Annotated in this window: 11 protein-coding genes and 1 pseudogene; 7 read left to right on the top strand and 5 right to left on the bottom strand. The window is 46.2% G+C overall.

The genetic code is table 11. The annotated features are described in order from the left end of the window. Positions 1-260: 260 nt before the first annotated feature. Positions 261-1,016 (top strand): SDR family NAD(P)-dependent oxidoreductase, encoded by a 756-nt coding sequence (locus tag H6F93_RS08925; protein WP_190680135.1) that lies wholly within the window; start codon positions 261-263, stop codon positions 1,014-1,016. Positions 1,017-1,245: 229 nt separating this feature from the next. On the opposite strand, the gene H6F93_RS08930 is transcribed toward H6F93_RS08925, so the two are convergent. Then, on the bottom strand, positions 1,246-2,577 hold the full coding sequence (locus H6F93_RS08930) for a helix-turn-helix domain-containing protein (RefSeq protein ID WP_190680136.1): 1,332 nt from the start codon (positions 2,575-2,577) through the stop codon (positions 1,246-1,248). Between the two features lie 259 nt (positions 2,578-2,836). Between H6F93_RS08930 and H6F93_RS08935 the strand changes: the two genes are divergently transcribed. Genes H6F93_RS08935 through H6F93_RS08955 form a run of 5 tightly spaced genes read left to right on the top strand, consistent with a single transcriptional unit; the run spans position 2,837 to position 8,369 of the window. Further along, positions 2,837-3,514: a sigma-70 family RNA polymerase sigma factor gene (locus tag H6F93_RS08935; RefSeq protein WP_190680137.1), complete on the top strand. Its 678-nt coding sequence runs from the start codon at positions 2,837-2,839 to the stop codon at positions 3,512-3,514. 17 nt (positions 3,515-3,531) lie between these two features. Then, on the top strand, positions 3,532-4,476 hold the full coding sequence (locus H6F93_RS08940; RefSeq protein WP_190680138.1) for a DUF1822 family protein: 945 nt from the start codon (positions 3,532-3,534) through the stop codon (positions 4,474-4,476). Between the two features lie 27 nt (positions 4,477-4,503). After that, positions 4,504-7,065, top strand: a complete 2,562-nt coding sequence (locus H6F93_RS08945; RefSeq protein WP_190680139.1) for a CHASE2 domain-containing protein — start codon at positions 4,504-4,506, stop codon at positions 7,063-7,065. A 39-nt stretch (positions 7,066-7,104) separates the two neighbouring features. Beyond that, positions 7,105-7,884, top strand: coding sequence for a DUF928 domain-containing protein (locus H6F93_RS08950; RefSeq protein WP_190680140.1), 780 nt, complete (start codon positions 7,105-7,107; stop codon positions 7,882-7,884). Between the two features lie 35 nt (positions 7,885-7,919). Continuing rightward, entirely contained in the window at positions 7,920-8,369 is a 450-nt protein-coding gene (locus H6F93_RS08955; RefSeq protein WP_206755715.1) for a hypothetical protein, read from the top strand. Between the two features lie 97 nt (positions 8,370-8,466). Here H6F93_RS08955 and H6F93_RS08960 read toward each other — a convergent pair whose 3' ends face one another. From H6F93_RS08960 to H6F93_RS08970, 4 genes and pseudogenes are all read right to left on the bottom strand, one after another. Beyond that, the gene (locus tag H6F93_RS08960; protein ID WP_190680142.1) at positions 8,467-11,553 is read right to left on the bottom strand and encodes a hypothetical protein; all 3,087 of its coding nucleotides are present in this window, start codon (positions 11,551-11,553) and stop codon (positions 8,467-8,469) included. 337 nt (positions 11,554-11,890) lie between these two features. After that, complete coding sequence (locus H6F93_RS35720) at positions 11,891-12,139, bottom strand: GNAT family N-acetyltransferase (protein ID WP_524537918.1); 249 nt, start codon at positions 12,137-12,139, stop codon at positions 11,891-11,893. A 114-nt stretch (positions 12,140-12,253) separates the two neighbouring features. Beyond that, positions 12,254-12,505 (bottom strand): annotated as a pseudogene (locus H6F93_RS33915) (IS701 family transposase); the annotation flags it as partial. Between the two features lie 52 nt (positions 12,506-12,557). Then, positions 12,558-12,758, bottom strand: a complete 201-nt coding sequence (locus H6F93_RS08970) for a hypothetical protein (RefSeq protein ID WP_190680144.1) — start codon at positions 12,756-12,758, stop codon at positions 12,558-12,560. A 564-nt stretch (positions 12,759-13,322) separates the two neighbouring features. Between H6F93_RS08970 and H6F93_RS08975 the strand changes: the two genes are divergently transcribed. Continuing rightward, positions 13,323-14,498, top strand: coding sequence for a glycosyltransferase (locus H6F93_RS08975; RefSeq protein ID WP_347277266.1), 1,176 nt, complete (start codon positions 13,323-13,325; stop codon positions 14,496-14,498). Positions 14,499-14,793: the final 295 nt, after the last annotated feature.

Here is a 14,793-nt window from a genome sequence, read left to right on the forward strand (position 1 = left end):
AGGGGGATAGTGTCTCTCAAGTGAAGTTTATTGAAGCGCTCTTTGGAATTGCTGCTTAAGGGAATGTAAACGATACCGATCGTTTGTTCTTAATAAGTTTTTGCGACACAACCACATAAAGGGCAGTCACCAGTCATTGTTTCCGCTGTACGGTAGTCAACCTGATTCAGTTTGGCAGTAAGAACATAAAACAAGACTTCAAGATTTCGCTGTTGAGAAACGATAAATGTACAAATGAAATACCAACAGGAGAAAGACACATGGATAAACTCAATGGAAAAGTGGCAGTCGTTACAGGAGCTGCTTCTGGGCTTGGTCGAGCTTGTGCAAAACGTTTTGCTAAAGAAGGCGCACAAGTTGTCATCGCCGACATTCAGCAGCAGGCTGGAGAAGCGATCGCGGCTGCACTGCCAAACAGTCAGTTTATTCAAGTCGATGTCAGCGACCCTGGTTCGGTAGAAGCGTTGATTGCTAAAACCATATACGACTATGGCTGCCTGGATATTCTGGTAAATAATGCTGGAATCGATGGTGAGCAAGCTCTAATCGCCGACAGCAGTATTGAGAACTGGCGACGAGTTCTATCGATTAACCAGGATGGAGTCTACTTTGGGATGAAGTATGGCATTGCAGCAATGCTGACGCGAGGACAGGGAGTCGTCCTGAATATGGCATCGATCGGTGGCATGATCGCGCTAGAAAACTTCTCTGCCTATAGCGCTGCAAAAGCAGCCGTGATTCAATTAACGCGCACCGCCGCAATTGAATACGCCGCTCATCGAATTCGCGTCAATGCGCTGCGTCCAACAATTGTTAACACCCCACTCCTCGAACACGCCATTGAGAACAGCCCTGACTCAGAAAAACTGCGCCAAAATATGGATCAATTCAATCCGTTGCCAGGAATGCCCACACCGGATGATATCGCCGCTGCCGCTTTGTTTTTAGTCAGTGACGAAGCAGCCTTTATTACAGGCGTAGCTTTGCCAATTGATGGTGGATATACAGCACGCTAGCTCAATCCTCGAATGTATCAGAACTGAATACTCAGCTATTGAAATGTTGAATTCACAAGCGAATATGTCATGACTCAATATGACTGTACTCATGACCTCATTGTAATTGGTGCAGGTTCGGCAGGCTGCGTTGTCGCCAGTCGAATGATATGCTCCAAATGCTGGCTTTGAGAGTGATGCAGCACTGAAAGCCTACAAGAATATGCCCTCTCAGATGATTGATCTACACCTAATTTACTTTTTGGCAAACCTGTTCATTCAACTGTTTGTTGATATATTCCATCATTGCAAACTGCTGAGTGTTGCTAACATTACCCCAACACGCTAGTACTGAGGATTCTGTTAGTGTATTCCTCAATTCCACCTGAGCAGCGGAGGACAGTAGATTGACCTGTAGCTGTGCTGCGATCGCCGCTTCTCGATGGAGTGTTAGCCAATGCATAACCTGTTGTTCCAATAAACTAAGGCGATCAAACTGGTGAGCTAACGAGTCATGAATGTCTTTAAACAACTGAGTCTCTTCAGCCAGGAAGGCTGCAATGTTGCTACCATACAAATTCTGAATTGCTGTTGCTGCAAGCTTTAGCGCTAGCGGATTTCCTTGATAGCGCTCAATCAATTTCTGCACCTGCCCCTGTTCTGTTTGTACAGGTAATCCCTTTACCGCTAATATTGCTTTTCCTTCCTCGATCGATAGCTGATCTAATCGCAGCAACCGTACTGCTGCCGCTGGGCCTGCTTGAATAGCAATTTCTGTCGGAGTTTCACGACTGGTTAATAAAACACTACTTTGATGTCGTCCTTCTCCCAACTGTTGAAATAACCAACCATAGTCTTCATAACCCGGTCGATAAGTTCCTATCAGTTCACTACACAAAACTGCTTCAGCATTGTCTAGAATCAGCAGACAGCGCTGACGGCGCAACTGTTCTAGCAACTGACGCATCATCGCATTCAATCGAGATGAATCTGATTGATCAGGCGTGGTTTCTACAAAATCGCGTGTACATAGCGCCTGCAATAATTCAGTTAGAAAGTCCACAAGTGGCTGTGCTTGCTGTAGCGATCGCCACACTACAACTTCAAACTGGTCACTATCCACAAGCTGCTGGGTTAGCTGTGCCGCCAACATGGTTTTGCCGATGCCTCCCGTCCCAGCGATCGCCACTAATCGGCAACGGTCTTGTACGATCCACTGCTCTAGCACAGCTAATTGCGCCCGTCGTCCACAAAAATGGGAAACATCAGGGGCTTCTCCCCAGTCCACACGGCTGCGCTGCTGTAACCCAACCGGACTATGGATTTGCCCTTGCTGAGCATACTGCGTCAGGACAGTTTGCAGATTCAGTTTTGTTACCTGGATTCCTAATCTCTGCGTTAGCAGTTGCCACAATTCTGCACCAACGTCTTTAATATAGCTATATTCGTGATTCAATTTCAGTGAAATCTTTTGGTAAGAATCCTTATTCCAGGCTCCTCGAAAAACATTAGTTTGCAGATCGCTGAGGGATTGGGGGGCTAAGGCTGTCGTGACGATCGCTAATGCTTCTTCAAAGGTCATCGCTAAAACACTCCTACAAGAACGGCTTATCAACCTCTATACAGGTCTCAAAAAATTGGCTCTGTTTTTACGCACAGATCTTAAACTTGGTTCGTTCGCGTAGATATAGCAGGGCACATAAACTAAGTAATGTTGCACTCTTCTAAAGAAATTGAATTCTGAGAGAGGGTTGCATATAAATGCTGCTGAATTTTTGAGAACTCTATAGAGGCTGATAGCCTCAAGATGGTCTGCCGTCACAAACTCTGTTTAGGAACCGATGAATCAACCGGACGAACGTTTAGAACAGCCCCAACTAGACGATCGCTTGAGACAGCTTGCGATCGCAGCTCAACACCACCCCCCAGGTAGCTCAGCCAGACAACGTGTTTTAACCGAATTAGTCAGTGTGTTGCAGCATTCGGGTAAGCTCTCTCGTCCTCGTCGAGGTCAATTTCAAATGCTATATGAGGAAATCTATGCAGAAGCACTACAACACCTATTCTCATTTATCTGTGAACGGATTGATTACTACAACCCTCAAAAGGGTGAAGTGTTGCAATGGGTCAATTTTCTGCTAAATCAACGGTTTTTTATCATAGCGAGTCGTGAATTTTTACCGACTGTCTACGAAGGAATGGATGCTAGAACAGTCAAATGTCTAACGCTGGAGAGCTTAGACGACAGTAACCCGTATGAACTCAATCCTCAACTGATTCCTCATCTTTCACAGGAGGTAAAGGAGTGTTTAGAGGAAGACCCAGAAGGACTGTTTGAACAAGCCTGTGTTGCTAACCATCCAACCGCCAGTTTTCGATATCTTGCTTTGAGGAGGCTAGAAGGATATTCCTGGCAGGATTTGTCTGCCGAGCTCAATATTGCAATTCCAACGCTGAGTAGCTTCTACCAACGTTGTCTGACTCGGTTTGCGCCGAAATTAAAGACTTATTTATCGTAGCCTTAAGAGACCCAAGTATGACCAGTTCCACCGAGCAAGATCTAACGCTGCCTGTTCCACTCACGCTCAAGGGGCACTATACAGCCCAACGGTTTTACCAACAGCATTCTGACCCTCAAAAGGCGAAACAGGTCTATCTCAATACCCTGGCGATCGATGCAGTTCGCTCCTATTTGGGTTGGTTGGGCATTGCAACTAACCTACAAGCAAGTGATAGCTGGAACCCAACTATTCAAGCTCTAGCTGATGTTGCCGATTTGGAAATTCCAGGGCAGGGCAAATTAGAATGCCGTCCCGTGTTACCAGGAGCCACTGTTTGCCGTGTTCCACCCGAAGTTTGGTCTAATCGGATTGGCTATATGGCTGTTCGACTCGATGCAGATCTGCAAACTGCAACTTTGCTAGGCTTTGTGCCAAGTGTAGACACCGAAGAAGTGCCGCTTAGTCAGTTGCAGGCGATCGTCACACTGCTGGACTATTTCAAACTACAAAAACAGCCTGAGCCGATCAAGGAGTGGGTTAACTTGGGTCAGTGGATGCAGGGAGTATTTACAGGCGGTTGGCAGGCGATAGAGGAATTATTTGAACCGCAACCAATACTCAGCTTCAGGAGCCTGGAATTATCTAGTCATTCGGGGCAAGCTGGCTTAACGACACGCGGTAAGCTGCTTGAACTGGCACCGCAGTTAGATGGCCATAAAGTGGCGCTGCTGGTAGGGTTAATGCCAAATCACTTATCTCAAGTCGATATTTGGGTGAAGCTCTGTCCAATGGGTGCGGCTCCCTATTTGCCAGAAGATTTGGAAGTTAAGGTGCTGGATGAGCAGGGAATAGCAGTGATGCAGGCACAATCCCGTCAAACGGATATGCTGCAATTGAAGTTTCGGGGTGCATCAGGTGAACGGTTTAGCATTGAAATCACGCTGAATGATATTAGTGTGGTGGAAACGTTTTTTATCTGATGTCATGTAAAGGAATGAGCAAGTGTTGTGCCTACCGATGGAAAGCTAGTAGTTCTCAAGTTTAATGGTGATTTTCAGCAGGGCTTTCAAGTCATGCTGGAGATTGGCAGTGAGCGCGATCGCCCGTCAATTGAGCTGCTTGGAACGTTGCCGCCCAATCCAGAATTAGCTCTACACCTATTTCAATGGCAACAGCTCTATCGCAGTTTGAGTACTGGACATTCAAGCATTAATAGCCGCATTCAGCCACAAGAGATTATCTATGGCGGCTCCGTGAATTACCTGGAGGACTGTCAGCAATCAGCAACAAAAATACAGCACCAGATGACCCGCTGGCTAGAGTCAAGTTCATTTCGCTATCTAGATCAGCGTCTGCGGGAAGTTTTGAGCTTGAATGATTCGATTCGAGTGTTGATTCGGACTCAAGATTTACAGTTACGTCGATTGCCCTGGCATTTGTGGAGCTTCATTGAGCGCTATTCAAAAACCGAAGTGGCATTGAGTGCACCCGTGTCTGAACGAATTGAGGTAGAGCCACTGACAGCAGTCGATCGCAAGGTAAAAATTCTGGCGATTTTAGGAAACAGTCAGAATATCAATGTGCAGGCTGATCGTCAATTTCTACAAGCACTACCCGATGCGACGGTAACATTTTTAGTAGAGCCGCCACGACAGCAGATTAATCAGCAGCTTTGGGATCAGGCATGGGACATTTTGTTTTTTGCTGGACACAGTAGGACGGAGGGCGATCGCGGATTAATTTATATCAATCCACAGGAAACATTAAATCTGGAGGAACTGAAGTATGGATTGAGGCAGGCGATTGCCAAAGGCTTACAACTCGCTATTTTTAACTCTTGTGATGGATTGGGATTAGCTCAAGCATTAGAACCCTTGCATCTACCCCAAATGATTGTGATGCGAGAACCCGTGCCTGATCGCGTTGCTCAGGAGTTTTTGAAGCATTTATTATCAGCATTTGCAGGGGGTAAGTCACTTTATCTCTCCATGCGAGAAGCAAGAGAGCGGCTGCAAGGCATAGAAGACCAATTTCCTTGTGCAACTTGGCTTCCGATCATTTGTCAGAACTCAGCGGGAATTCCACCAACTTGGCAGGAATTGGTCAACGGTGTAACGAATAAACATCTTCAAACTCTTGAATATCCCGGTACAGAGATTCGTGCTAATCAGATTCTGCTTGCTAGTACTCCACGAGTTACAGATACTATTCGTGATCGCCGCAATGAAGTTACTTCTAATTCCACCCAAAATCGATGGCATCTGATTCGCCAAATTCGCAACAGATGGTTTGTGGTATTGGTCAGTTTAGTTGTAACCGTTGGAGTTACAGGTATTCGTCCCTTAAGCTGGATGCAAGTTTGGGAGCTGAACGTTTATGATCAAATGCTACAACAGCGACCGGATGAAGGATCTGATCCGCGTCTGTTGATTGTTGAAGTCACGGATGCCGATATTGAGGCACAGCAACAAAACGGAGAACTGTTAGAGCGGCGATCGCAATCAACTCAATCATTCAATCAACCCGTTGAGACATCGCTGTCTGATCAATCCCTCACCCGGCTATTAGGTGTTCTAGAGCAACATCAACCTCGTGTGATTGGATTAGATATCTACCGCGACTTTCCTGTAGATCCTAATCAAGCAGAATTAGCGGCTCGCTTGGGGCACACTCCGGGACTTATTACCGTCTGTAAAGCAGAAGATTTTGATGATCCAACGATTCCCAGTATTAATCCACCTCCAGAAGTGCCGCCAGATCGAGTGGGTTTTAGTGATTTTAGAGAGGATAGTGACGGCATACTCCGCCGTCATCTTCTGGGGATGCTGCCATTATTGCGAACTCAAGCCTCTCGTTGTAATGTTGAGCGCGCCTTTAGTGTTCAAATTGCTGCTCAATATTTGCATCATCAACAGATAACCACTCAATTTACAGCTAACGGTGATTTACAGTTAGGGGATCAGGTGATTAAAGTTTTGCGATCAAATCGTGGCAATTATCCGCGATCAGAGTCAGGTGGAAGCGAGATTTTGCTGAACTACCGTTCTACGAAGGAAATTGCTGCCCGCGTCACACTCCAGCAACTCTTAAATCATCAAATTAATCCTGAATATATCAAAGACAAAATTGTTTTAGTAGGGGTTACAGCACAAGGAGGAGAAGATTATTGGTTTACTCCAACAAATTCTAATGTTGCACTACCGGGTGTGTTTGTTCAAGCCCATATGATTAGTCAACTCCTAAGTGCAGTGTTAGATCAGCGTCCCATCTTAAAGGTTTTGTCGCAATGGCAAACGTTGGGTTGGGTGTGGACGTGGGCACTGGTGGGGGGCATCTTAGTATCCTGGCAATGGCAGTGGAAGAATGTGAGGCGATCGCTGATTCACACCGCCCTATACATGACAGTTGCCATATTTTTCCTATACGGACTGTGTTTTTTGGGTCTGTTGAGGGGCAGATGGCTGCCATTTATTCCGTCGCTGTTAGCTCTGATTTTATATAACAGCATTGTGATCATTTATTTGATTCATCGATCGAAAAAGGGTTCTACCTCATCACGGCAACTTTGAACGATGTGATTTTGCACAAGTAGTGTGGTTTTAGACAATATGACAAAGGTTTCGACTCGATTCAGTTCTTCACAACACATCTTAGTATGGACAGGTGTTTTGCTAATAGGAAGCATGGCGATCGACATCATACTTCCTCATGCCCAAGCTAACTCTGTTGCATTAGACTCACTTCAAACCAAACAAGTGAGAGGACAGGTTCCAGGACGAAGAAGCGGCGGTGCACGACGCGGAGATTGCCCGGCCCCCTCAACCGAATTAACGGCACTGGTTCCTATGACCCAAGTTCCAACGGAGACTCTGCCTGAAACCTATGTCGGAGGCAGTACAACGGTTGAATATCCAACGTTCTGGTTTTATGTTCCCTACTCGCAGACTGCCGACCTATCCGCAGAATTCATTTTGCAGGATGATACAGGTCAAGATGTTTACCGAATCACATCAGCCGACTTGCCTGCATTTGAACAGATCCCAGGCATTATCAGCATTTCTCTTCCCTCTACGATCGCCCCTTTGGAAATCGGTAGGGTTTATCAATGGTACTTCAAGTTGAATTGTGGAACAGAGGCACCCATGTATGTGCAAGGAGGCATCGAACGAATTCCCCTTGAGCCAGATCTGGCATATCAACTTGCTCATGCGTCTCCCCAGGAGCGAGTAAATCTCTATTTAACGAATGGCATTTGGTATGACGCAATCACCATGTTGGCTCAGCTTCATCGCAACAATCTAAGCAATACAACAATCGAATCCGCTTGGATAAATTTGTTGCAGTCACTCGAATTAGAAAACATTCCAACAGATTTAGAAGAAAGATGAAAAGAGAGAAGCTAATCCTCATTTTTCTGACTGGAATGGCTACCTTTAGCTATTTCTCGTCAAGGGCGATCGCAAGCTATTTTTCGTCAAACGCGATTAGCGCGAAGCGCAACTCCGAAGGAATCGCAGAACGACCTGTTGCTTCCCTTGCCCTGTCGAATTTGGATGAGAATTTGCTAAGTCAATCCGTAGAGTTGAGGCAAGAAGTGGAGCAAGCGTTGGAAGAGGTTGGACAAGACGATGTAGGATGTGTAGCGCCCCTGATTCGTCGTCCTTTTACGGATCTTAATAACACTAGAATTGCTCCTTTTTCTTGTTTCTTTACCGATAACGGGTCCCTCATAATTCAAGCCGAAAATCTTGCTATACTGCCCAACGGCGAAATCATTCAACTTGAGGAATTGCTCAAGCGCAACGGCATTCCTCAAGGAGTTCTCATACAGTTTAGTTTGACATCCTGGCAGTGGACGGATGCAAATTATTAAAGTGTTGTTAATGAAGCCACGGAGACAGACAGATAATTTCTACTGGAATTCATGTCTCGAATTTTTGGACTTGTTGCTTAATTGAGTCCAGAATGAGTTACTCATTCCCGATAGTTTTTGTAACAGAACCCTGTTTCGTAGCTTGGTTGGACAAGCAGGCCCCTAAGTTCATTCCTGACACCGGTGCAGCAGTGGTTGCGACTCTGGTTCTGCTCTGTGACTTCCAATGCTGATACTTGAGTAAGGGAAATGAAGCAACCTGTTTGGCAAGCGCCCAAAAAAGCACGTAGCTTGCTAACAAGCGTTCAAATGAGCTGAAGCGCGCTTCGGTTAATGCCTCGATCACAGCTTGTTGATCCAGTGGAACTGTTTCTTTGAGCAGAGCGTTTGTTCTACTTCTTAAGATAATCGCGTCACTAAAGCCTTTACGAGCGATCGCTGGATTATGCCCAAGCGCGACCACCTCTGGGCCTGTGCCAGTGTTTCTGACTCCATCGGATTGTTTACCTGTCATGATCGCAGCATCTTCATCACATCGTTGTATCTGACTGCGACGTCCGTCAGGTACGCCCAGAAGTAACAAAGTACCTCTGGTCACTCGATGCCCAAATTGGTGCAGCATGTGATCCTGCGGATTAGCGCCATGGATATCCAAAGAGGCAACTCCGTAGCTGAGAGAAAAAAGTTTGCTGACGTAGGATTCTAGGAGTTGATGCACCCAAGGCACATCTCCGATCACCAAAACTCTCTTGCCTGTGCGGGCTAAAAGTTGTCTGCGCTGAAGATAACGAATTCCCAGCGTCCACAGCCAAGGACCAAAAATAGCAATTCCAATGTCGGCTAGGGTGAGAACTGGATGGAGCAGTGTTAGTATTCGTGAAATCAGATCGTGAGGGAAGAAAAGTCCCAGCAAAATCAAGAGCAAGATCGTTTGAGTGATTGGAATGATATACCCAAATGGAATTGTCCATCCAAGCACGACCAGTACATACACAGCATGAATTGCCCAAGCAAGCGGAACTTCAGTGACATGAAGTGCCCACTTGCGACCAGTACGAATCAGCTTTCGATTTTCTGGAGACTTGAACCTCATTCCCCTAGCAGTAGTTCCAGTGATCAAAGCAACGCTGCGATCGAGAAAATCTGCCTTGATGGTCTCAAGGATTGCTAAGCTTTCTTCTGTAAGTGTCATCCCTAAAGGGCTTGAGTCAGGAAACACTTGTCTGACTCCGTGAGCAAGATAAAGCAAAAGCTCTGTGAGCGTTTGATGAGCGGCGGCGGCAGTCAAGGTAGCAGGCTCAGCCGTTCTTTGCCCGCTGCCATTGGTAAAAATTCTGCGGCTAAAAGCAGCCCCTTTAACGTAAGATTGAGCGATCGCGAATCCCATCCGGCTGTTTAGCTCACCTGTTAAAATAAATAGCCCGCTAATGGCTCCTGCTCGGTAGAAATTATCAAGGGCATGAGTCGCGTGCAGGGTTGGAAAGGTTTGACCAGACTGACTGATCATCAGCACGACCGAGTCTTTACCCAAGTTGAGACTTTGAAGGTCGTACTGTAGTTGTCTTAATACCCGATTTGCAGACAGCGTCTTGATATTCAAGTGAGGAAAGAGTGTTTTTAAGTCCTGAGCAAATCTTTCGCCGACCCACAAGCTATTCTCGATGCCAGTAATCAAGAAATCAACAATTTGTGATTGCTCCAGTTCGTTTGCTAGTCCTGTTCTGAGCATTTTTTCTCGCTTTTCATCAAAGCGCTTAACTTTTTCAATAAGGAGACTTAACAAGTGCTCTGCACTTTGAGAGTTACAAGATCTCGGATTGAGCCAGGTTGCCTCGATCGCTTTAAGCACCTGCGGAATTTCTTGAATGTCGCTTGCAACCGGATCTTGAGTTTCAACTTTAGGAAGCTGAATATATGGATTGTTCTGCATCGGCATCGATCGCTTTTCTAGCTCTGACTCGAGCAGTTCGCGACCCTCTGCCATCGAATAGACCGTGACGCTGTTTGTGCCCACTAAGGCTACTTCTCCAGCTTCTTGATCTAAATCTAAACGGTAGGAGTTTGGCATTCCCACCAACACCGAATTCACAGCAGCAGGTTCTGAAGCATAAACCATGTAAGCTTCCGGCAAATTGAACCCGATCGTCATCGGCTGTCCTTGAGAACTCAGCACTAAGCTCTCCTCACTAAGAGTCGAGACTGTAACCAGACCGAAGCTGCCTTCAGCCCGTGACATAAATATCCGCGTCGCCCGGTACAGATCATTGTGTAGAAACGCATCAATTGCCGCTCTTACAAAAGCAGTCTGCTCCTCCTTGGAACGCTGGCTGGGTAAGATATCTTTGCTAGCCTTTAAAAGCTGAGCCTCAAGATGACTCAAAGATTCTTTGTGAGGTAGAAGCTCTGCATCATTGTGTTTTTGCCAGATCTCCTCATAAATCTCAGCCCAGCGACTTAGTTCTTGTTGGGAAGGAGCAGTGTTGGGCGCATGTTTAGCAGGTTTTCGCCCACCAAAAGCTGCCTCAATCGATCCAGCAACCTCAAGTTGGTAAGCCAGTTTCAATGAAGCATCCCACATCCCCTGAGTGATTAACAAATCCATCAGCCCAGATATTTTAGGGGAATCTCCAGTCGTAAAATTAGGGGTGTGTAACACTCTTTCGAGCCACAAACCTAGGTTTGCGTTGTCAATTTGTTTGCCAAAGATTTGAAAAGTATCAAGATCTCCGTTATGAGTAATGCGGTGATTGACATTTTTTATACTGCGAATCCATTCGCCGTCTTTAATCTGCCAAACGATCGCGTTTCTAGCTGGCATCCATTCATGCCAGTGAGTCTCAAGAATGGCAGGAGGGCTGCTGGTTCCGTAGCGATAATGCCATACTCCTATTACGACTGACTCTAGCGGCTTTGTGCCTTTAGAAGTAGCTTCGTGCCTGACAAGTTCAAAAGCGTCTTCTAAAGATTGTGTGAGATTGTTCCGCTTCCGATTCAAGACTTTTTCACCAACAAACGTAATCTGGTTATTTTTGTCACGTGCTAAAGTCAATCCACCTCCAGCTTGTTCGCCTCGAATCTCGGTTTCACGCCCCATTTGATTAAAAGCTTCCACAACTCGCGCTGGTAGAAGCTCTTGTCCGTCTTCAAGAACTCGTTTACCTAAAAACCCAAAATTGCCGCACATCGTTTACCCTCTTATTAAGTTGAAGTTGTTGTAAGTCAAGCAGTAGAGCGACCACAAAATTGCTTTTTGCTGAGTCGCTGTAGGGCTCATACGTTTTCTCCTAATGACTTACTTAGAGGGTCAGCCTGAATTGCTTCTGTGTTTCCCTGGACACACCGATTTAGGTTGTTCATCCTTTTCCTTTGCAGTGTCAGCTTTGCGAGGTTGTAAGCGATACCTCACAAGGTTCTCAAGCTTTAAAGGCTAAAATTATGCAGTTGCAGAAAAAATTTTGCAGTACGGCTAGGTATTGATGCTCCTGTAAATCGAGGTTGCAGCACTGTGAGAAAGAATCACTTCAGAAGTTGGAAGTGGAGAGCGGTTGCCATGGATAAATTTTGATGGGGAAGCATTCTTGAAAGCCCATTCGTTGATACACAGTCCCCATCGCAGATGCTTGCAGGATAGCAACTCGATATCCTAACTCTTGAGCGTCTTCCAGAGCGGTTTGCACTGTTTGTGTCGCAAATCCTTTCCCTCTTGCTTCGGGTAGTTTAGAATTTCTTCGGACGAAGGGTCGGAAGTTATTCAGGGAAGTTCGCCTCAGTACCGAAACGACCCACTTACTATGCTTTGATAAGTAATACTCACCGTATAAAAGCTTTAGAGCTTGATTACTTCTTACCCCTCTTTGATCACTTTAAACAGACGAAAACATCAGTTACAAGTTGAGCCAATGCACCAGTGGGCAGACAAACTGATTCATCTGGTGCATCAATTGCTTAAATCCAGCTTCTAATGACGCAATCGGAAAAACCTCCAACCATCGTTTAAGCCAGTTGAAACAAATCAACGGTTGAATGACCAATCGTAGGTTATTCAATAAGTTCTTCCAATTACTCTAGTTGCTCCACCAGAAATGTTGTGCAAACTGCTGATGGGCAAGAGGACAAGCATCATTAAAGGCATCAGCACCCGCTGACCAGAGCCGTTAGCTTTCAAATAAGAACAAACGATCCACCACCTCAATGATGAGCACCATGGAAGACAAGATCTCTCGCCATCGCCTTGAGGTTGATTTCGAAGACACGGACACCGGTGGTGTCGTCTACTACGCGAACTACCTGCGCTACATGGAGCGCGGCCGCAGCGAGTAGCTGAGCGAGCTGGGCTTTGAGCAACAGCGGCTCTCTGAAGAGCAGCAGGTCGGCTTCATCGTCCTGCACGTGGAGATCTCAAGGCACCAGCGCGCCTAGACGATCAACTTGTTGTCTGCACCGGTCCGCTCTCGCTTGGTCGGGCTGGACTGGTTCTACTCCAAGAGGCTCACTTCCACAAATCGGGTGCTACCGCAGTCTCCGCAAAGATCGAAATGGTGTGCATCAACGCCCAGACCATGCGTCCCACCAAGATCCCTCCTGAGCTGCTTGAGAAGCTGCGCGCGTGTCTTCCGGAAGCAGAGGTAATGTCCTAATGTACGTTTTCACGACAGATGGTGGGGCTTTCAAATTCGTGGCGTATCTCTCCTAAGTTCTTTCTCGTCAGGGCTTACGGCAACGTGATGCGATTACTCCACAAAAGAAACAGCTTTGCATCACGCTCCGCCCATTTCCTCCATACGTACATCAGCTCAGTCTATTAATAGTTAGCCTTATCTGAGTTCATGTTCTACTATTCATTTTGGGGATCTTATGACTCATTTCGGTATAATTTGCCCCACGGGAAGCCATCTTACAGCTTGTTTTCCCTTAGGATATGAGCTTCAGCAACGTTGTCATCGTGTAACCTTCTTGAACATTGTAGATATTCAGGACAAAGTCTTAGCTGCCAACTTTGATTTTAGGGCTATTGGCATAGATGAACGCCCCAGTGGATCGGAAGCAGAAATTTTGGCTCACAGAGGTAAACTCAGTGGAATCGCTTCTTTGAAGCACAGTCTTAAAACTACTGAAGATGTGCGAATCATCCTTCGGGATGCTCCAGACATAATTCAATCTGAAGGAATCGAAGCATTATTAGTCGATCAATGTTCTCCGGTTGGAGGAACGGTTGCTGACTTTCTAAATCTTCCCTTTGTTAGCTTATGTAATGCGCTGCCCTTAAATCGAGAGATTGGCATTCCGCCAATCTTCACAACCTGGCAATACCAGACAAATTGGCGCGCAAAGTTACGGAATCGAGTTGGTTATTCCTTAGATAATCGATTAATAAAGCCGATTAGACAGTTAACGGCTGAGTATCGGCAAAGGTGGAATTTACCTCCTCATACCCACCCAAATGATATGTATTCCAAACTGGCTCAACTTAGCCAGCAGCCATCTGAGTTTGAGTTTCCTCGCAGAAACCTACCACCACACTTTCATTTCACTGGTCCCTATCATAGTGCGATTGGAAGAAATATCACGCCCTTTCCTTGGGAGCAGTTAACTGGGCAGCCCCTAATCTATGCTTCGATGGGAACAATTCAAAATCGTCTCCTACCAGTATTTGAGGCGATCGCTGCTGCTTGTGTTGGATTAGATGTGCAGTTGGTGATTTCACTAGGAGGTGGAATGCCACTGGAAGCAATGTCAACCCTAGCGGGAGATCCTCTTGTTGTGAGCTACGCACCGCAGTTGGAGGTGCTTAAAAGAGCCACTCTCACAATCACTCATGCAGGCCTAAACACAGTTCTAGAGTCGCTCACTTATGGAGTGCCAATGGTCGCAATTCCAATTTCACATGATCAGCCTGGAGTTGCTGCTCGGATTGTTTGGGCGGGGGTGGGAGAGTTACTACCTATTACTCACTTAACTGCTGCTAGCTTGCAATCAGTAATTTACAAGGTGTTGACTCAAGACTCCTATAAGGTTCAGGCATTGTGTTTACAATCTGCGATTCAGAACTCTGGTAGAGTACAACAAGCTGCCAACGTTATTGAAACAGTGATTGAAACAAGACAGCCAGTTGTCAGAAACACAGGCTAATAACCACGCTGCACCTGGCACGTCCTAATATAGTTAGCTGAGTTGCAAAGTGTACGTTTTCACGACAGATGGCGCGGCTTTCAAATTCGTGGCGTACCTCTCCTATGTTCTTTTCCGCCAGGGCTTACGGCAACGTGATGGGATTGCTCCACAAAAGAAACAGCTTTGCATCACGCTCCGTCCGGTTGTGTCGCAAAAATGGGTCAATGGTAAGGTAGGTAAGCCCAGCTTTGCCTTCTTCCTCTTCAATGTCTACTGCTTCTCTATTCAAGTGGCGGCACTTTTTGCCCGAAAT

This window comes from Leptolyngbya sp. FACHB-671, from assembly GCF_014695745.1.
In the GTDB taxonomy this organism is placed as follows: Bacteria; Cyanobacteriota; Cyanobacteriia; order Elainellales; family Elainellaceae; genus JAAUTN01.